Raw genomic sequence first — 16,905 nt, forward strand, 5'->3', positions numbered from 1 at the left:
CCGACTAGGCGAGCACGTGCTCCCGGGTGTGGGCGGTCCCGGGCGTGTCGCCATGGTTGTAGGGTCCCGTGTTGTAGGTTGTCTGTCAACGGTAACCAGGTTGCCAGACAAGTTGCAACCGACAGGCAACAGGCCTAAGCTGGACCAATGCCCGCCGACGACGTCCATCCCGGCGAGAGCTGGTCGCTCTCGCCTGATTCGCGACGGCCTCTTCCGGAGCTCATCGAGCAGAAGCTCCGGGAGCAGATCATCGGCGGCACCCTCAAGGCGGGTGACCGCCTCCCCACCGAGCCCGAGCTGGCCCGCAAGCTGGACGTCGCGCGGTCCTCCCTGCGCACAGCCCTGCAGAGGCTGCAGTTGCAGGGCATCGTCGAGGTCCGCCGCGGCCTGGGCTGGTACGTCCGCCGCACCGACCTCGCGGACGTCGACCAGCACCTCGAAGGCAGGCTCGCCGCGAAGCAGTTCTCCCACACGGACCTGCTGGAAGTGCGGATCGCGCTGGAGACCACAGCCGCGTCGCTGGCCGCCGTGCGCGCGGGGGACGGTGAACTGGACGAGCTCGCGAAGCTCAACCACCGCTACAAGCGCGCGCCGGTCGACGACGTGCAGGAGATGATCGAGTCGGACGAGGAGTTCCACTCGGCGCTGATCCGCGCGTCGCACAACGAGCTCCTGGAGCAGATGTACCAGGCACTCGTCCCGGGGCTGCAGGACTGCAAGCGGCACGCGCACCCGTCCCGCGAGGTGCACAACCGGTCCGCGAACGAGCACGAGCAGGTGATCTGGTTCCTCCGCCGCCACGACGAGGTCGGCGCGAAGAGCGCGATGACCACCCACCTGCTCGGGCTGTACAACGACGTGGCCGCCGACGACACGCAGCCGCGGGCGACGCTGAGCACCTACGTGGGGGTGTCAGACAACCCCATCTGGGGCACCTCGCGCTGACGCGTCGCTGATACGGCACGGGCCGAAAGGGTCTGGCGCTGACCGCCCTCCACTCCCACCATGTATGGACAACCGGGTGGAGTGAGGGGGCGGCGACCAGGTGACGGCGGCGCGCAGGGAAAGACAGGCGCTGACCGTCGCGTTCCTCCTGGTGCTCGTCGCGGCCGCCGACCTGACCGCGGTGCTGCTCTGGCAACCCACGTCGCGAAGCCTGTTGCACGACGTGCTGGTGGTGCTGTGGCCGTTGCCGGCGCTGGCGGGTTTCCTGCTCGGCTCATACGAGCTCTTCCTGCACAAGCGCCTCGTGAGCGAGATCGGCCGCATCTCCGGCCCCGGCATCGTCGAGCACCTGCTGCCGAGCGAGGTGCTCAGGACGTTCCTGTCGAGGATCTACGGCACCGGCCAGCAGAACGACGACGTGGTGTCCGGCGTGCTCGGCGGCAGCGGCATGCGCCCGAAGGGCGACGACCTGACGATCAGCACCCGCACGACGGTCCGGCTGACGCTGCAGGGCGTCGACACCCTGACCTACCACCTGACCACGACGCAGAGGCACGAGTTCCGGCACAGCGTCCCGGTCGACAGGTTCGTCATCTTCGCCACCAGCAACGCCACGTTGCGCGACACGATCAGCGCGGCCTGCCGCTTCCCGCTCTTCGAGCTCTACTTCATGCCGGACGCGTCGCTGTTCCTCGACTCGGTCGACGACATCCGCGACTCCACCAAGATCACCATCGACTACCTCGACCACGACGGCAAGAGCCGCTCGGCCGAGCCGAGCCAGATCCCGCCCGTGGAGGTCCGCTTCGACCAGTGGTCGAACTACCTGACGTTCTTCCGCGAGGCCATGGCTCCGCTGCCGAAGCTCAGTCCGGTGGACCACATGAGCGACCTGCGCATCCTGGAGTGCGACCTCAGCGGCATCGCCGACGACCACGTGGTGCGCGCGATCCTCGGCCTGACCGTGTCGTCACGTTCCCTGCAGCGCACGAACGACGGCTTCGCGTACTGGCAGTCGCCCTATCCGTCCTATGTGGACACCATCAGCTTCGACGCGAACGAGCTCGCGGTCGACCACTCCCCCGGTCACGAGTTCCGGATCATGCCGTTCACGTTCCGGTCGGGGACCGAGGCGGCGCAGTGGCTGCGGGCCGACCAGCTCGGGGACCTGGACGTGCGGTCGTGGATGTTGCCAGGGCACGGGGTGGCCCTGCTGTGGCGGGAACAGCGCCGCTGACTCACCAGATCGCGATCGCTCCCTGGCCCTGCACCACCCAGCGGTCGAGCCTCAGCGAGAGGTACCCGTTCTCCGCGTCGAGCACCAGCGAGCCCACGCTGCCGAGGAAGACCTGGACGTAGGCCTTCCTGCTCTGGTCGCGGACGATCTCCTTGAGGTCCATGGTGAGCGTCCTCACAAACATCGGGCGATCGGCGTACCACCACAGGCAGTGATCGTCGATGTCGCCTGACCAGCGCAGCTGGCAGCGGACCCGCACGAACTCCTCTTCCACCGCGCTGATGTCCGCGAAGAACAGCGCGACGTCGGACGCCGTGATCCCGACCGGCAACGTGATGTGCCGTCGGACCGCGTTCGTCGGCACTCTGCGGAACTCGACACGCTCCGTCTTGCCACGGGGAGTCTCCACGTAGCACTCGATCTGCTCCCCGAACCGCTTCGCGTCCTCCTCGAACGCCGACGACCCGTCCAAGGTCGAGACGTTGAACAGCTCGGGGCAGGCGTCGGACAACGCGATCGAGTGCGTTGACAACGAGGTCACAGCGATCAGCAGCGGTCCTCGTGGAACAGTCAGCTCGTACTTGATGCTGAGGTCGACGACCCTTCCGACGACAGCCTCCACCCGTGCCGTCACCGAGACGTCGTAGTGCGCGGGTCTCGGCGAGAGGATCAGCGACACCAGCGAGGACTTGTCCTCGGTGCGCGGCATGTGGCGGTCCAGCGCGGTGGTGACCAGTTCCTCTGGTGAGGTGGCGTCGAGCACGAGCTTCCGGATGGCAGGCACAGCCACGACGCCCGTCGCATCCAGTTTGCGATCGATCCCTCGCAACAGCTCGCCTTGTTCCCTGGTGCGCACCCATTCGAAGTAGATCGAGACGAGCAGGACCAGCACGAGATCTTTGGTGATCGACCCGAGGCTGCGCGCGACGGCGTCGCCCGCCTCGGGGTTCAGCACCGTGGAGACCACGATCCGCGGAACCGGTGTGTTGATCAGTGCGATCGTCGCGAGCAGGCTGCCGAAGTAGACGAGCGCGCGTGATCGCATGAAGCTCAGTCAGCAGGCCGCACGTAGACCGTGCCGCCGCCGTTCGGCATCCGGCGGAACCAGTCGACGCCTCGGACCGGCTTGTTCTTCGTCGGCGGCTTGAGCGGCCAGCACGAGCCGGGGTCGTCCTTCGGGACCGGGACCGGCACGGGCTTCAGCGGATCGGTGGCCATCGTGGTCTCCCCTCGCGGATGGCAGAGAAGCCTAGCCAGGACCGGGTTCGCGAGCGCCTGCCGAGTGGGTGACCACGGCTTGCAAACGGACGCAAGAAATTGCGTACACTTGCGTCATGACGCAACGGAGGTTGGCTGAGGTCGCGGCCAAGGTCGGGGTCAGCGAGGCCACTGTCAGCCGGGTGCTGAACGGCAAGCCGGGGGTCTCCGACGCCACGCGCAGTGCTGTTCTTACCGCCCTTGACGTGCTGGGATACGAGAGGCCGACCCAGCTCAGGGGTGAACGGGCGCGGCTCGTGGGGCTGGTGTTGCCGGAGTTGCAGAACCCGATCTTCCCCGCGTTCGCGGATGTCGTGGGGAACGCGCTGGCGCAAAGGGGTTTCACGCCCGTGCTGTGCACGCGGACGGCTGGCGGGGTTACTGAGGCGGAGTACCTGGAGCTGCTGCTGGAGCAGCACGTCAGCGGGATCGTGTTCGCCGGCGGGCTGTACGCGCAGAAGGACGCGAGCCATGGGCACTACCAGCAGATGATGTCCCGGAAGTTGCCTGCGGTGCTGGTCAACGCCGCGATAGACGATCTGGCGTTCCCGCGGGTGTCGTGTGACGACACGGTGGCGGTGGAGCAGGCGTACGGGCATCTGACCTCGCTCGGGCACAAGCGGATCGGGGCCGTGCTCGGGCCGCCTGACCACGTGCCCAGCCAGCGGAAGCTCGAAGCCATCAACCGGTGTGGTGGCGCGGATGTCGAGCACGCCATGTTCAGCCTGGAGGGCGGGCAGGCCGCGGCCACCAAGCTCGTGCAGCGCGGGGTGACGGCGATCATCTGCGCCAGCGACCCCCTCGCGCTCGGTGCGATAAGGGCTGTCAGGAGGGCCGGCTTGGACGTGCCCAAGGACGTGTCGATCATCGGGTACGACGACTCCGCGTTCATGACCTGCACTGATCCGCCTCTCACGACGGTGCGGCAGCCGATCGAGGCGATGGGGCGGGCGGCTGTTGAGCTGCTGGCCAACCAGATCTCCGGCAACGCCGTGGCGCCGGACGAGTTGTTGTTCGAGCCCGAGTTGGTGGTGAGGGCCAGCAGCGCGCCCGCTAGGTAACGAACGCAGTCAGCTTCTTGCGAGTTTTCGTCTGGATATTGCGTTCAGATGTAACGGGGACTTATGGTCGCCGTCACATCGACGCGCTCGCGAGAAGGGCGGCCCCACCATGAAGAAGTCCGCTGCCGTGCTGATTGGCGGTGTCCTGGCCCTAAGCTCAGTCGGCTGTGGGAGCGGTTCCACGACCGAGCCCGGCGGCAAGGTCCAGATCAACATCAACGGTCAGCCGCCGCAGACCCAGGCGTTCGACCGCAAGGTCTTCGACGAGGACGTCGCGGAGTTCGAACAGGCGAACCCGGACATCGACCTCGTGCCGCACGAGGGGTTCATGGACCCGAAGACGTTCAGCGCCAAGCTCGCCGGCGGGCAGCTGGAGGACGTCTTCTACGTCTACTTCACCGACCCCGCGGCGCTGATTGCCCGCAAGCAGGCCGCCGACCTCACGGACTACGTGAAGGACGTGCCGCACTACGGCGACATCAAGCAGGAGCTCAAGGACGTCTTCACGGTCGACGGCAAGGTCTACGGACTGCCGACCGCCAACTACACGATGGGCCTGCTCTACAGCCGCACCAACTTCACCAAAGCGGGCCTCGACCCCGACTCGCCGCCGAAGACGTGGGACGAGGTGCGCGCGGCGGCCAAGAAGCTCAAGGACGCCGGTGTCACCGGGTTCGCCGAGTACAGCAAGAGCAACCAGGGCGGCTGGCACTTCACGACGTGGGTCAAGTCCGTCGGCGGTGACATCGCGCGCAAGGACGGCGAGACCTACAAGGCCGACTTCAACAACGACAAGGGCAAGGAAGTCCTGCGCAGGCTCAAGGAGATGCGCTGGGACGACAACTCCATGGGCGAGAAGCAGCTCCTGGAGATCGGTGACGTGCAGAACATGATGGGCGCCGGGCAGCTCGGCATGTACCTGGCCGCGCCGGACAACGTCGCCGCGATCGTCAACCAGTTCAAGGGCAAGTACGACGACTACGGCCTGGCCGCGATCCCTGAGCAGAAGGGCACCCTGCTCGGCGGCGAGGGCTACATGATCAACCCGAAGGCCACGCCGGAGAAGATCAAGGCCGGCCTGAAGTGGATCCAGTGGAAGTACCTGAACCCGGACCGGCTCGAAGGCAACCTGCAGAAGTACAAGGACCGCGGCCAGCCCGTGGGCCTGCCGATCCCGCCGATCGCCGACGTGTGGACCGGTGAGCCGCGCAGCAAGCAGGAGGCGCTGAAGGCCAAGTACGCCACCATGCCGGTGAAGAACTTCCAGGCCTATGTGGACGGTTCCGAGAAGACCAAGGGCTCGCTCGAACCGCCGCAGGCGCAGCAGGTCTACGCGATCCTCGACTCCGTCGTGCAGGCCGTGCTCACCAACAAGGACGCGGACCACGCGGCACTCCTCGCGGACGCCGAGACCAAGGTCAACGCCGTCCTGGCGCAGGTGAAGTAGGTGCGGCGCCACGTCACCGCGTACGGCTTCCTGAGTGCCGCGCTGGTCGTCTTCGCGGTGTTCTCCTGGTACCCCATCGTGCGCGGGGTGGTCCTGAGCTTCCAGCAGGTCAACTTCGTCACGAGTCCCGACTGGGTGGGCTGGGAGAACTTCGAGCGACTCTTCGCGGACCCGCTGTTCGGGGTGGCGTGGCGCAACACGCTGTACTTCACACTGCTGGCGCTCGTGCTCGGTTTCGGCGTCCCGTTCCTCACGGCCGTGGTGCTCAACGAGCTGCGGCACGCCAAGGGCTACTTCCGCCTGCTGGTCTACCTACCGGTGATGTTGCCGCCGGTCGTCACGGCCCTGCTGTGGAAGTGGTTCTACGACCCGGGACCGGGCCTCTTCAACTCCGTCCTCAGAGGACTGAACCTCCCCACGCTCCAGTGGCTGGACTCCGCCGACACCAGCATGATCAGCCTCGTCCTGGTGATCACCTGGGCGAACATGGGCTCCGCGACGCTGATCTACCTGGCGGCGCTGCAGACCATCCCCGGCGAGCTGTACGAGGCGGCGGACCTGGACGGCGCGGGCATCGTCAAGAAGGTCTGGCACATCACGATCCCGCAGACCAAGTTCGTGATCCTGATGCTGCTGCTCCTGCAGGTCGTCGCGACCATGCAGATCTTCACCGAGCCGTTCATCATGACCGGCGGCGGGCCGGAGGAGTCCACGGTCACCGTGCTGCTCCTGCTGTACCGGTACGCCTTCTACTACAACGACTTCGGCACCGCAAGTGCGCTGAGCCTGATCCTCTTCGCGGTGCTGGGCGTCTTCTCCTTCCTCTACCTCAAGATCACGAAGAAGGCCGACGCATGAGGACTCTCACCAGGGGCACCGGCCCGCTCTACTGGGTCGTCCTCACGATCACGCTGGTCCTGTTCACCGCCGCGTTCCTGCTCCCGCTGGTCTGGGTGCTGCTCGGCGCGTTCAAACCGCCGGCGGAACTGGCCCAGCAACCACCGACGATCCTGCCGCAGACGTGGGAACCGGGCGCGTACGCCGAAGCCTGGAACTACATGGAGCTCGGCAAGTTCTTCCTCAACACGTTCGTCGTCGCGATCGGCGCGTGGGCGGTGCAGATGGCCGTGATCGTCCCCGCGGCCTACGCGCTGAGCAAGCTCCGGCCGATCTTCGGCAACGCGATCATGGGCCTGATGCTGGCGACGCTGATGTTGCCCTCGACGGCCGTGCTGGTCCCGGTCTACCTGACGCTCACCGACCTCGACCTGCTGAACAACCCGGCGGGCATCTGGTTGCCTGCCGCGGCGAACGCGCTGAACGTCTACCTGCTCAAACGCTTCTTCGACCAGATCCCGGAAGAGCTCCTCGAAGCGGCCAGGATCGACGGCGCGGGCACGTGGACCACCCTCGTGCGCATCGTGCTGCCGATCTCGCGGCCCATCCTCGCCGTCGTCTCGATCTTCGCGGTCGTGGCGGCGTGGAAGGACTTCATCTGGCCGCTGCTCGTGTTCCCCGATCCGGCGAAGCAGACGCTCAGCGTTGCGCTTCAACGCTTCGCGCCGGACACCCCGATCAACCTCCTGCTCGCGGGCCTCGTGCTGGCGAGCCTGCCGATGGTGGCGCTGTTCCTGGCGTTCCAGCGGCACATCCTCGCGGGGCTCACCGCGGGCGGCGTAAAAGGCTGAAAGGACACCAGATGAGTTGGTGGCGCAACGCATCCATCTACCAGGTCTACCTGCGCAGCTTCGCGGACGGGAACGGCGACGGCATCGGTGACATCGCCGGCCTCCGCGCGAAGCTCCAGCACATCGCGAGCCTCGGCTTCGACGCGATCTGGCTCAACCCGTGGTACCCGAGCCCGCTCGCCGACGGCGGCTACGACGTGGCGGACTACCGCGACATCGAGCCGGTGTTCGGGTCGCTCGCCGACGCCGAGAAGCTCATCGCGGACGCCCACGGCCTCGGCATCCGGATCATCATCGACCTCGTCCCGAACCACAGCAGCGACCAGCACCCGTGGTTCAAGGACGGCCTGTGGGACCGCTTCCACGTCCGTGACACCGAGGAGATCCCGAACGACTGGCAGTCGCGCTTCGGCGGCCCCGCCTGGAGCAGGCTGGAGGACGGCCGCTGGTACCTGCACCTCTACGCCGCCGAGCAGCCGGACTTCAACTGGGAGAACCAGGTCGTCCACGACGAGTTCGAGGACATCCTGCGGTTCTGGCTCGACCGGGGTGTCGACGGCTTCCGCATCGACGTCGCCGACGGCCTGGTGAAGGACTTCTCCAAGCCCAACGCGGATCTCCCCTACTCCGACCAGGACGGCGTGCACGACATCTACCGCCGCTGGCGCGAGATCGTCGACGAGTACGACGGCGACCGCATCCTCGTCGGCGAGATGTGGCTGCCGGACCCGGTGCGGTTCGCCCGGTACCTCCGCCAGGACGAGATGCACTCGGCGTTCAACTTCGACTTCCTGTGCTGCCCGTGGGACGCCGACGAGCTGCGCAAGGTCGTCGACAGCACCCTCGCCGCGCACGAACCCGTTGGCGCGCCACCGACCTGGGTGCTCTCCAACCACGACGTCACGAGGCACGTGACCCGCTACGGCCGCGAGAAGACCGGGTTCTCCTTCGCGGACAGGCAGCACGGCGCCCCGACCGACTTCGAACTGGGCACGCGCAGGGCCCGCGCGGCGATCATGCTCACCGCCGCACTGCCCGGTGGGGTGTACGTCTACCAGGGCGAGGAGCTGGGGCTCTGGGAGGTCGAGGACCTGCCGGACGAGCTGCGCGAGGACCCGGTGTGGCACCGCTCCGGCTTCACCGACCGGGGCCGCGACGGCTGCCGGGTGCCGCTCCCCTGGTCCACTGAGGACGGACCGAGCTGGTTGCCGCAGCCGGGGAACTGGCAGGACTTCTCGGTGTCGGCCCAGCAGGACGACCCCGAGTCGATGCTCACCCTGTACCGCCGGGTGTTCGCGCAGCGCCGCGGCATCAGCGGCGACCTGGAGTGGCTCGACCTCGGCGACGACGTGGTGGCGTTCAAGCGCGGGGACCACACCTGCGTCGTGAACCTGTCAGCGGAACCGATCGACCTGCCGGGCGTGCCAACGTTGTCAAGCGTCCCGCTGGAGGGCGGCAAGCTCCCCGCGGACGCGGCGGCCTGGCTGTAGAACGAAAGGGGGCCGGGGGTGACCGGCAACGGGTCACCCCCGGACTTCACTTGGAGCGGGTCGGGCTTCAGCGCGTCGCGTACGGCGTGTCGTCGGCCTTCGCGGCCTCGGTGGGCAGGTTCTTCGCGATGCCGATCGCGGTCGTGTCCACGATGGCGTCCGCCGCGCCCTTCGGCATGATCGCCGCCAGACCCGTCTTGCACTTCTCCAGGACCTCGAAGATCTTGTTGACGACCTTTGACAGGTTCCGGATGGTCTTGATCACCTTGTCGAGCCAGTCCGAGACCTTCTTGGCCCACTTCATGACCAGCCGGATGCCGTCGGCGACGATGCCCGGCGTCGCGAGCCCGACCGTGATCAACGCGGCCGCCGCCCACCGGATCAGGGCCTGTACGAGCTCGCTCATCGCCATCGAGATCAGGTCGCGCACGATCGTCCGCACCGTGGCGACGGCGACTCCCGCACCGGTCAGCGCGGCACCGACGCCCTCGGCGGCCAGACCGGCGGCCTTCACGCCGGTCGCCTCCGCCTTGGCCACAGCGGTGTAGGCGGAGACCGCGTCGCCCTGCCACGCACTCGTGTCCGTGTCGACCATGCGAGCCATGTCCTCGCCGGCCCTCTTCAGGTGATCGGCGACGTTGCCCCAGGTCGCGGCGTTCTGGTTGATCACACCGGGATTGCCCGCCAGCGAGTCCAGCATCTGCTTCAACGGCTCGACGTGCTCGATGAACCACGCGAAGGCCGACGACAGGAGCGCGCCGAACGGGTCCACAGCCACGCTGAGCAGGTCAACGCCCGCTCCCAGGACGTTGATGCCCGCCTCCGCCCAGTCGCCGCGCTGGATCGCTGAGATGGCGTCTCCAGCAGGTTCGATCACGGCAGCACCCGCGAGCAACGGAGTGGGAGGAGGTCCGGCAGCCACCAACGGGTTCGGTGCGGTCATGACGTCAGCTCCCCGAGCTTCTCGACGATCTTCTTGAAGTTGCCACTGAGCGCCTGGTCGACGTTGTCGTAGGCGTCCGCCATGCCGTTGACACCGTCCACAGTGGCGTCGACAACGCCGTGCGCGGTGTTCACAGCACCGGTGCCAGCTGCCTCGATGGTGCCCATGAGCGGCTCCAGCAAGGGGCTGCACAGAATCCCGTAGGCATTGGCCCCGTTGATCCGGGCTTGCCCGATGGCCTGCTGGGCGGTCTCGATCTGCTTCACGATGCCGTCGAGGCGGCGAGCGTGATCACGCATCGCCTGCGTGTGGACGTTGAAACCCGGTCCGGTCACGGTGATCACCAGCCCTTGTTGTCACGGGCGAAGTTGTGCCCGCCGAAGTCGTCGTCATCAGAGGGACCGGTGGGACGAGCAGGAGGCTCGACGGGCGGCGGCTCTGGGAAGCGCTCGTGGTAGCCGCCCATCAGCGCGTCCATGGTCGCGGAGTCGCCACCGATGATCGGTGCCATGGCCTCCTGCATCTTGGCCGCGATCTGTGCCTGGGCGGTCCGCATCGCGCCGAGGATGTCGGCCGACAGCTGCGCGGGCTGCTTGCGCAACGCCGCGTCGGTCAGGTCCAGCGCCGACACGATGCCGTTCTGGTCGACCGTGACGGACACCGAACCGTCAGAGGAACGCTGCGTCACCGAGACCGCGTTCGCGACCTGCTTCATCTCGTCGGCCTGCTTGAGCTTGGCCTGGATCTGCTCGTTCCACTGACGCATCATCGCGTCGGGGTCAGCTGCAGCCGGATTCATCTAGTAGTCCCTCTCCTGTGCCTTCTTGCCACGGGAACCCAGGGTGCCGACCACAGCCAGCGCCCCGATCACCCCGATGCCCAAGCCTCCGAAAGCCGACCCGATGCCCAGCACCACGCTCGGTTCGAAATCGGCCCGGTAGACCGGTGAGTTCCCCGATCCGTTGCGGACCGCGCCCTCGCCCCGCTGCACCACCGGTACTTCGGAACCCTTGTCGGACGGCGTGAGCTGGCCCGGCTCGGCCCTCATCTGCTCCTGCCGCCCGCTTTCCCACACGATGTCGGCCCGGCAGCTCCACCAGGTGCCGAAGCCACGAACGCTGACAGGCCCCTCGCTCGTGCACTCGGTCACACGCGCGACACCCCGGTCCACCAGAGGCCGGCTGTTCGTGCCCGCCGCCGGGTCGAACTTCGTGAAGCCCGTCAGTCCCAGCAGGACGCCGGCACCCAAGATCACCAGGGCGAACAGCCCAGCGACCCACTTCATGCGTCTCGTCCCCTCGTCGGTCCCTGTTGGACTTTGCACCGAGTCGCCCGGTTCCACCGAATTCAGCAACGAGCTGGGGGCCATCCGGGCACGCGAAAACGGCGAATCGGGCGTGCCCAGTCTGGTCGACCTGCGTGAACGAGGCGTCACACAGTGCGAAGCGGGCGAAAATCGGGCAGGATCTCACCCAGTTGTGGTACCCGCCACAATGTTTCAAGGGTGTTTCATCTATGCACGGCCCGAACGGGCAACCCGATAGCCGAGTGGGCAGGTGACATGCGAGCCGAGGAACGCAAACGGCGCATCCTGGCCAGGGCCCGCGCCGACGGCCGCGTCGACGTGGTGGAGATGGCGCAGGAACTGCGCGTCGCTCCCGAAACGGTCAGGCGCGACCTGCGCGTGCTCGACGAGCACGGCCTGGTTCGCCGCACGCACGGTGGTGGTGTCCCGGTCGAGAGCGCCGGCTTCGAGACAGGGCTCCGGTTCCGCGCCGGGTCCCACGTCCCGGAGAAGCGGCGGATCGCGAAGGCCGCCGCCGAACGGCTCGACGACGCGGAAACGGTCTTCATCGACGAGGGTTACACGCCGCAACTCGTCGCGGAGGCGTTGCCCACCACCAACCCGCTCACGATCATCACCGCGTCGCTGCCGACCGCGGCGGCGATGTCCGAGCACCCGTCGTGCACCGTCCTGCTGCTGGGCGGTCGCGTCAGGGGCCACACACTGGCCACTGTGGACCACTGGACCACGAGGATGCTCGGCGAGATGGTCATCGACCTCGCCTACATCGGCGCCAACGGCATCTCCCGCGAGCACGGTCTGACCACGCCCGACCCGGCGGTCGGCGCGGTGAAGTCCAAGGCGCTCGGCGCGTCCCGCAGAAAGATCTTCGTCGGGACGCACACGAAGTTCGGCGTCTCCAGCTTCCACCGGTTCGCCGAGGTCTCCGATCTGGAGGCGGTCGTCACCGACAGCGGCCTCAGCGCGCACGAGGCCCACCGGTACACGTTGCTAGGCCCCAAGGTCATCAGAGCCTGACCTGCCCTCACCTTTGGGCGTCATCCCCCTTCTTCGACGCGCCCAAAAACCCTTGAAAGGAACCGACGATGTCGTCGATTCGCACACTCGGAGCCGCCACCGCTGTGTTGCTGCTCGCGTCCGCCTGCTCAGGAGCCGGTGGTGGGGGCGGCGGTGAGAACTCGGTGAACGTCCTGATGGTGAACAACCCGCAGATGCAGGACCTGCAGAAGCTCACCGCGGACAACTTCACCAAGGACACGGGCATCAAGGTGAACTTCACCGTGCTGCCCGAGAACGACGTCCGCGACAAGATCAGCCAGGACTTCTCCAGCCAGGCCGGGCAGTACGACGTCGCGACGATCTCCAACTACGAGACGCCGATGTACGCCAAGAACGGCTGGCTCGCGCCGATGGACGACTTCGTGTCCAAGGACAGCGGGTTCGACCAGGCCGACATCCTGGAGCCGATCAGGCAGTCGCTGACCGCCGCCGACGGCAAGGTCTACGCGCAGCCGTTCTACGGCGAGTCGTCGTTCCTCATGTACCGCAAGGACATCTTCGCCGAGAAGGGCGTCACGCTGCCCGACAAGCCGACCTGGCAGCAGGTCGCGGAGGCCGCCGCGAAGGTCTCCACCCCCGAGGTCCGCGGCATCTGCCTGCGCGGCCAGCCGGGCTGGGGCCAGGTCATGGCGCCGCTCACGACGGTCGTGAACACCTTCGGCGGCACCTGGTTCACCAAGGACTGGCAGGCGCAGGTCAACGCGCCGGAGTTCAAGGAGGCCACCAAGTTCTACGTGGACCTCGTCCGCAACTACGGTGAGAACGGCGCCCCGCAGGCCGGCTTCGCCGAGTGCCTCAACAACATGACGCAGGGCAAGGTCGCGATGTGGTACGACGCCACGGTCGCCGCCGGTCTGCTGGAGGCCGACGACTCGCCGATCAAGGGCAAGCTCGGCTTCACCCAGGCGCCGGTCGTGAAGACCGACACCTCCAGCTGGCTCTACACCTGGGCGTTCGGCATCCAGAAGGCGTCGAAGAAGCAGGACAACGCCTGGAAGTTCATCTCGTGGGCGTCCGGCAAGGGCTACGAGGAGCTCGTCGGCAAGAACCTCGGCTGGTCCAAGCTCCCCGACGGCAAGCGTTCCTCGACCTACCAGCGCGCCGAGTACAAGCAGTCCTCCGGCTCGTTCGCCGCGGCCGCCGAAGCAGCCATCAAGGGCGCGAAGCCGAACGACCCCGGTCTGCAGCCGCGGCCGGCCCCCGGCATCCAGTTCGTCGGCATCCCCGAGTTCACCGACCTCGGAACCCAGGTGTCGCAGCAGATCAGCTCCGCGATCGCGGGTGCGACGTCCGTGGACGACGCGCTGAACAACGGTCAGGGTCTCGCCGAGAAGGTCGCCGCGAAGTACAAGGGACAGTGACATGGCTGTCATGACGAGGGAGCGGCCGGCAGTGGACCGGCCGCCTCCCGTCCCCCGCAAGGGGTACTCGAAGTGGGCGCGGCGGGCGCCTCTGCTGCCCGCCCTGATCTTCCTGATCATCGTGACGCAGCTGCCGTTCGTCGCGACGCTCGTCATCTCGTTCATGAAGTGGAACTCGCTCGACCCCACCAACCGCGGGTTCGCCGGGTTCGACAACTACGTCAACGTGTTCACCGACCCCGACCTGCGCTCCTCGGTCGTCAACACGATCGTGCTCACGGCGTCGGTCGTGATCATCAGTCTGCTCCTCGGGCTGGGGCTCGCGCTGTTGCTGGACAAGAAGTTCGCGGGTCGCGGCTTCGTCCGCACCCTGCTGATCGCGCCGTTCCTCGTGGTCCCGGTGGCGGCGGCGCTGATCTGGAAGCACGTGCTCTACAACCCGGAGTACGGCCTGTTCAACGGCATCCTGAACTGGCTGGGCTTCGACGCCCAGCCGGACTGGATCTCGAACATGCCGATGACCGCCGTCGTGCTGTCGCTGGTGTGGCAGTGGACGCCGTTCATGATGCTGATCCTGCTGGCGGGCCTGCAGTCCAAGCCGATCGAACCCGTCGAGGCGGCGACGATCGACGGCGCGTCGTCGTTCCAGATCTTCAAGTACCTGACGTTCCCGCACCTGCGCCAGTACCTGGAGCTCGGCGGTCTGCTCGGCTCGATCTACATCGTGCAGAACTTCGACGCGGTCTTCACGATCACGTCCGGCGGTCTGGGCACGGCGAACCTGCCGTACATGATCTACCAGACCTTCTACCAGGCGCACGAGTACGGCGAGGCGTCCGCGGCCGGCGTGATCGTGGTGGCGGGCTCGATGGTCATCGCGACGTTCGCGCTGCGCACGGTGTCCTCGCTGTTCAAGGAGGAGAAGCGATGACCTCCCGACTGGTCAAGCACGGCTGGGGTGTGCTCGCCTGGCTCGCCGGCATCGTGTTCTTCGCGCCGGTGGCCTGGATGTTCCTCACCTCGCTGCACAGCGAGACGGACGCGGCCACGAACCCGCCGTCGCTGCTCGCGCCGATCACGTTCGACGGCTACGCGGAGTTCTTCGACTCCGGCGCGTGGCCGCCGCTGATCAACTCGTTCAGCGCCTCGATCGGATCGACGATCATCGTGCTGCTGCTGGCGATCCCGGCCGCGTACGCGTTGTCGATCAAGCCGGTGGAGAAGTGGACGGACGTCCTGTTCTTCTTCCTCTCCACCAAGATGATGCCGGTCGTCGCGGCGCTGCTGCCGATCTACCTGATCGCGCAGTTCTCCGGGATGCTCGACAACATCTCGTTCCTCACGCTGCTGTACTGCTCGATGAACCTGCCGATCGCGGTGTGGCTCATGCGCTCGTTCCTGTCCGAGGTGCCCAAGGAGATCCTTGAGGCCGCCTCGATCGACGGCGCCGGGCTGATCACGATCCTGCGCAGGGTGGTCGCGCCCATCGCGATGCCCGGCATCGCGGCGACGGCGTTGATCTGCTTCATCTTCAGCTGGAACGAGCTGCTCTTCGCACGGGTGCTCACCGGTGTCGTCGCCGGCACCGCGCCCGTGTACCTCACCGGGTTCGTCACCTCCCAGGGCCTGTTCCTGGCCAAGGTGTGCGCGGCCGCGGTCGTGGTTTCTCTGCCGGTGCTCATCGCCGGGTTCGCCGCCCAGGACAAGCTCGTCCAGGGCCTTTCGTTGGGAGCGGTCAAGTGAAAGCAGCAGTGATCACCGGCGTCGGGTCCGTCGAAGTGACCACTGTGGACGATCCCACGTGCGGTCCTCGCGAAGTGGTCGTGCAGGTGGCGGCCTGCGGGCTGTGCGGCACGGACCTGCACATCCTGCAGGGCGAGTTCGCGCCCACCCTGCCGGTCGTGCCGGGTCACGAGTTCGCCGGCACGGTCGTCGAGATCGGTTCGCAGGTCAACGAGGTGGCCGTGGGCGACCGGGTCGCCGTCGACCCGTCGCTGTACTGCTACGAGTGCCGCATGTGCCGTTCCGGCAAGAACAACCTGTGCGAGCGCTGGGCCGCCATCGGCGTCACGACGTCCGGTGGCGCGGCGGAGTTCGCGAAGGCCCCCGTGGCCAACTGCGTGAAGCTGCCGGACCACGTGCGGACCGAGGACGCGGCGCTCATCGAGCCGCTGTCGTGCGCGGTGCGCGGCTACGACGTGCTGCGGTCGCAGATGGCGTCGCGGGTGCTGATCTACGGCTCGGGCACGATGGGCCTGATGATGCTGCAGCTCGGCAAGCTCACGGGCGCGTCGTCGATCGAGGTCGTGGACCTGAACCCGGACCGGCTGGCGACGGCGAAGCAGCTCGGCGTCACGGCCGTGGCAGCGACGCCGGACGAGCTGGACCGGCCGCAGGGCTGGGACGTCGTCATCGACGCCACCGGCAACGAGAAGGCCATCCAGGACGGGCTGAACCGGGTCGCCAAGGGCGGCACGTTCCTCCAGTTCGGCGTCTCGGACTACTCCGCGCGGGTCACCATCGAGCCGTACAAGATCTACAACCAGGAGATCACCATCACCGGCTCGATGGCGGTGCTGCACTCGTTCGAACGGGCGGCGGACCTCTTCGCGACCGGAGTACTGGACCCCGAGATCTTCATCAGTGACAGGGTGCCGCTGGACGACTACGCCGGGGCGTTGGACCAGTTCAAGGCGGGTAAGGGCCGCAAGATCCAGGTCCTTCCGTAGGTCGTTCTAAGAAAGTTCTCGAAGTTCGTGGGCACTCGTGTATCCAGACGAGTGCCCACGACTCTTTTCGGGCATGTCGAAGTCCGGGCAGAAAGTGGTACCGCCGTACTTTTCGCACATGTCCGACGAAGAGCTCCTCGCCTGGTACGCGGAGCTTCAGGCGCGCGCGGTCAACCCGCCGCCTGGGGACGTCGATTTCGACCACGTCCACAAGGCCTCCGAACCGGTGACCGTGGAGCAGTTGCGCCACCGGATCATGACGTTCCAGGGCTGGCCGGGAGGTCTGAGCACCCTGGACGCCGGTTCTCCGTTCCACAACCTGTGGCACTGGCTCAGCGACTGACCCGTCGCGAGGTAACTCTCGCGCGGGTCATTGGTGCGT

Annotated in this window: 19 protein-coding genes; 13 read left to right on the forward strand and 6 right to left on the reverse strand. The window is 66.9% G+C overall.

Annotated elements, in window-relative coordinates; genetic code table 11:
* Positions 1 to 147: 147 nt before the first annotated feature.
* Both ACFWN2_RS20045 and ACFWN2_RS20050 read left to right on the forward strand, forming a co-directional pair.
* Entirely contained in the window at positions 148 to 945 is a 798-nt protein-coding gene (locus ACFWN2_RS20045) for a FadR/GntR family transcriptional regulator (RefSeq protein ID WP_382429254.1), read from the forward strand.
* A 100-nt stretch (positions 946 to 1,045) separates the two neighbouring features.
* Positions 1,046 to 2,182, forward strand: coding sequence for a hypothetical protein (locus tag ACFWN2_RS20050; protein ID WP_382429256.1), 1,137 nt, complete (start codon positions 1,046 to 1,048; stop codon positions 2,180 to 2,182).
* Position 2,183: 1 nt separating this feature from the next.
* Here the strand turns inward: ACFWN2_RS20050 and ACFWN2_RS20055 are convergent, their stop codons facing one another.
* Entirely contained in the window at positions 2,184 to 3,227 is a 1,044-nt protein-coding gene (locus ACFWN2_RS20055) for a hypothetical protein (RefSeq protein WP_382429258.1), read from the reverse strand.
* A gap of 5 nt (positions 3,228 to 3,232) precedes the next feature.
* Positions 3,233 to 3,400 (reverse strand): hypothetical protein, encoded by a 168-nt coding sequence (locus tag ACFWN2_RS20060; RefSeq protein ID WP_382429259.1) that lies wholly within the window; start codon positions 3,398 to 3,400, stop codon positions 3,233 to 3,235.
* Between the two features lie 116 nt (positions 3,401 to 3,516).
* Here ACFWN2_RS20060 and ACFWN2_RS20065 point away from each other — a divergent pair, with 116 nt between their 5' ends.
* The 5 genes from ACFWN2_RS20065 (at position 3,517) to ACFWN2_RS20085 (ending at position 9,125) form a co-directional block, all read left to right on the forward strand.
* Entirely contained in the window at positions 3,517 to 4,500 is a 984-nt protein-coding gene (locus ACFWN2_RS20065) for a LacI family DNA-binding transcriptional regulator (protein ID WP_382429261.1), read from the forward strand.
* Positions 4,501 to 4,609: 109 nt separating this feature from the next.
* Complete coding sequence (locus tag ACFWN2_RS20070; RefSeq protein WP_382429263.1) at positions 4,610 to 5,947, forward strand: ABC transporter substrate-binding protein; 1,338 nt, start codon at positions 4,610 to 4,612, stop codon at positions 5,945 to 5,947.
* On the forward strand, positions 5,948 to 6,805 hold the full coding sequence (locus ACFWN2_RS20075) for a carbohydrate ABC transporter permease (RefSeq protein WP_382429265.1): 858 nt from the start codon (positions 5,948 to 5,950) through the stop codon (positions 6,803 to 6,805).
* Complete coding sequence (locus ACFWN2_RS20080; RefSeq protein WP_382429267.1) at positions 6,802 to 7,635, forward strand: carbohydrate ABC transporter permease; 834 nt, start codon at positions 6,802 to 6,804, stop codon at positions 7,633 to 7,635. The genes ACFWN2_RS20075 and ACFWN2_RS20080 overlap by 4 nt, the downstream gene beginning before the upstream one ends.
* An 11-nt stretch (positions 7,636 to 7,646) precedes the next feature.
* Positions 7,647 to 9,125 carry a glycoside hydrolase family 13 protein gene (locus ACFWN2_RS20085; protein ID WP_382429269.1) on the forward strand — a complete coding sequence of 493 codons (1,479 nt, stop codon included), beginning with the start codon at positions 7,647 to 7,649 and terminating at the stop codon, positions 9,123 to 9,125.
* A 67-nt stretch (positions 9,126 to 9,192) separates the two neighbouring features.
* Here the strand turns inward: ACFWN2_RS20085 and ACFWN2_RS20090 are convergent, their stop codons facing one another.
* The 4 genes from ACFWN2_RS20090 to ACFWN2_RS20105 are packed head-to-tail and all read right to left on the reverse strand — an operon-like array spanning position 9,193 to position 11,353.
* Positions 9,193 to 10,068: a WXG100 family type VII secretion target gene (locus ACFWN2_RS20090; RefSeq protein WP_382429271.1), complete on the reverse strand. Its 876-nt coding sequence runs from the start codon at positions 10,066 to 10,068 to the stop codon at positions 9,193 to 9,195.
* Positions 10,065 to 10,412 (reverse strand): type VII secretion target, encoded by a 348-nt coding sequence (locus ACFWN2_RS20095; protein WP_382429273.1) that lies wholly within the window; start codon positions 10,410 to 10,412, stop codon positions 10,065 to 10,067. Before ACFWN2_RS20095 ends, ACFWN2_RS20090 begins: the two co-directional genes overlap by 4 nt.
* Positions 10,409 to 10,867: a YbaB/EbfC family nucleoid-associated protein gene (locus ACFWN2_RS20100; protein WP_382429275.1), complete on the reverse strand. Its 459-nt coding sequence runs from the start codon at positions 10,865 to 10,867 to the stop codon at positions 10,409 to 10,411. Before ACFWN2_RS20100 ends, ACFWN2_RS20095 begins: the two co-directional genes overlap by 4 nt.
* Positions 10,868 to 11,353, reverse strand: a complete 486-nt coding sequence (locus ACFWN2_RS20105; RefSeq protein ID WP_382429277.1) for a DUF6346 domain-containing protein — start codon at positions 11,351 to 11,353, stop codon at positions 10,868 to 10,870.
* A gap of 276 nt (positions 11,354 to 11,629) precedes the next feature.
* Here ACFWN2_RS20105 and ACFWN2_RS20110 point away from each other — a divergent pair, with 276 nt between their 5' ends.
* The 6 genes from ACFWN2_RS20110 (at position 11,630) to ACFWN2_RS20135 (ending at position 16,866) form a co-directional block, all read left to right on the forward strand.
* The gene (locus ACFWN2_RS20110; protein WP_382429279.1) at positions 11,630 to 12,391 is read left to right on the forward strand and encodes a DeoR/GlpR family DNA-binding transcription regulator; all 762 of its coding nucleotides are present in this window, start codon (positions 11,630 to 11,632) and stop codon (positions 12,389 to 12,391) included.
* A gap of 68 nt (positions 12,392 to 12,459) precedes the next feature.
* Positions 12,460 to 13,794 carry an ABC transporter substrate-binding protein gene (locus ACFWN2_RS20115; protein ID WP_382429281.1) on the forward strand — a complete coding sequence of 445 codons (1,335 nt, stop codon included), beginning with the start codon at positions 12,460 to 12,462 and terminating at the stop codon, positions 13,792 to 13,794.
* 1 nt (position 13,795) lies between these two features.
* On the forward strand, positions 13,796 to 14,725 hold the full coding sequence (locus tag ACFWN2_RS20120; RefSeq protein ID WP_382429283.1) for a carbohydrate ABC transporter permease: 930 nt from the start codon (positions 13,796 to 13,798) through the stop codon (positions 14,723 to 14,725).
* Positions 14,722 to 15,537, forward strand: coding sequence for a carbohydrate ABC transporter permease (locus ACFWN2_RS20125; protein ID WP_382429285.1), 816 nt, complete (start codon positions 14,722 to 14,724; stop codon positions 15,535 to 15,537). The genes ACFWN2_RS20120 and ACFWN2_RS20125 overlap by 4 nt, the downstream gene beginning before the upstream one ends.
* Positions 15,534 to 16,523: a zinc-dependent alcohol dehydrogenase family protein gene (locus ACFWN2_RS20130; RefSeq protein WP_089921935.1), complete on the forward strand. Its 990-nt coding sequence runs from the start codon at positions 15,534 to 15,536 to the stop codon at positions 16,521 to 16,523. Before ACFWN2_RS20125 ends, ACFWN2_RS20130 begins: the two co-directional genes overlap by 4 nt.
* Before the next feature lie 118 nt (positions 16,524 to 16,641).
* Complete coding sequence (locus ACFWN2_RS20135; RefSeq protein ID WP_382429287.1) at positions 16,642 to 16,866, forward strand: hypothetical protein; 225 nt, start codon at positions 16,642 to 16,644, stop codon at positions 16,864 to 16,866.
* Positions 16,867 to 16,905 lie beyond the last annotated feature (39 nt).

Source organism: Lentzea sp. NPDC058436 (genome assembly GCF_042721515.1).
Lineage (GTDB): Bacteria > Actinomycetota > Actinomycetes > Mycobacteriales > Pseudonocardiaceae > Lentzea.

Coding starts and splice junctions, on each gene's coding strand:
- ACFWN2_RS20120 (WP_382429283.1), top strand. CDS start 13,796: ATGGCTGTCATGACGAGGGAGCGGCCGGCAGTGGACCGGCCGCCTCCC.
- ACFWN2_RS20085 (WP_382429269.1), top strand. CDS start 7,647: ATGAGTTGGTGGCGCAACGCATCCATCTACCAGGTCTACCTGCGCAGC.
- ACFWN2_RS20065 (WP_382429261.1), top strand. CDS start 3,517: ATGACGCAACGGAGGTTGGCTGAGGTCGCGGCCAAGGTCGGGGTCAGC.
- ACFWN2_RS20090 (WP_382429271.1), bottom strand. CDS start 10,068: ATGACCGCACCGAACCCGTTGGTGGCTGCCGGACCTCCTCCCACTCCG.
- ACFWN2_RS20110 (WP_382429279.1), top strand. CDS start 11,630: ATGCGAGCCGAGGAACGCAAACGGCGCATCCTGGCCAGGGCCCGCGCC.
- ACFWN2_RS20100 (WP_382429275.1), bottom strand. CDS start 10,867: ATGAATCCGGCTGCAGCTGACCCCGACGCGATGATGCGTCAGTGGAAC.
- ACFWN2_RS20105 (WP_382429277.1), bottom strand. CDS start 11,353: ATGAAGTGGGTCGCTGGGCTGTTCGCCCTGGTGATCTTGGGTGCCGGC.
- ACFWN2_RS20055 (WP_382429258.1), bottom strand. CDS start 3,227: ATGCGATCACGCGCGCTCGTCTACTTCGGCAGCCTGCTCGCGACGATC.
- ACFWN2_RS20135 (WP_382429287.1), top strand. CDS start 16,642: ATGTCCGACGAAGAGCTCCTCGCCTGGTACGCGGAGCTTCAGGCGCGC.
- ACFWN2_RS20045 (WP_382429254.1), top strand. CDS start 148: ATGCCCGCCGACGACGTCCATCCCGGCGAGAGCTGGTCGCTCTCGCCT.
- ACFWN2_RS20115 (WP_382429281.1), top strand. CDS start 12,460: ATGTCGTCGATTCGCACACTCGGAGCCGCCACCGCTGTGTTGCTGCTC.
- ACFWN2_RS20060 (WP_382429259.1), bottom strand. CDS start 3,400: ATGGCCACCGATCCGCTGAAGCCCGTGCCGGTCCCGGTCCCGAAGGAC.
- ACFWN2_RS20070 (WP_382429263.1), top strand. CDS start 4,610: ATGAAGAAGTCCGCTGCCGTGCTGATTGGCGGTGTCCTGGCCCTAAGC.
- ACFWN2_RS20125 (WP_382429285.1), top strand. CDS start 14,722: ATGACCTCCCGACTGGTCAAGCACGGCTGGGGTGTGCTCGCCTGGCTC.
- ACFWN2_RS20080 (WP_382429267.1), top strand. CDS start 6,802: ATGAGGACTCTCACCAGGGGCACCGGCCCGCTCTACTGGGTCGTCCTC.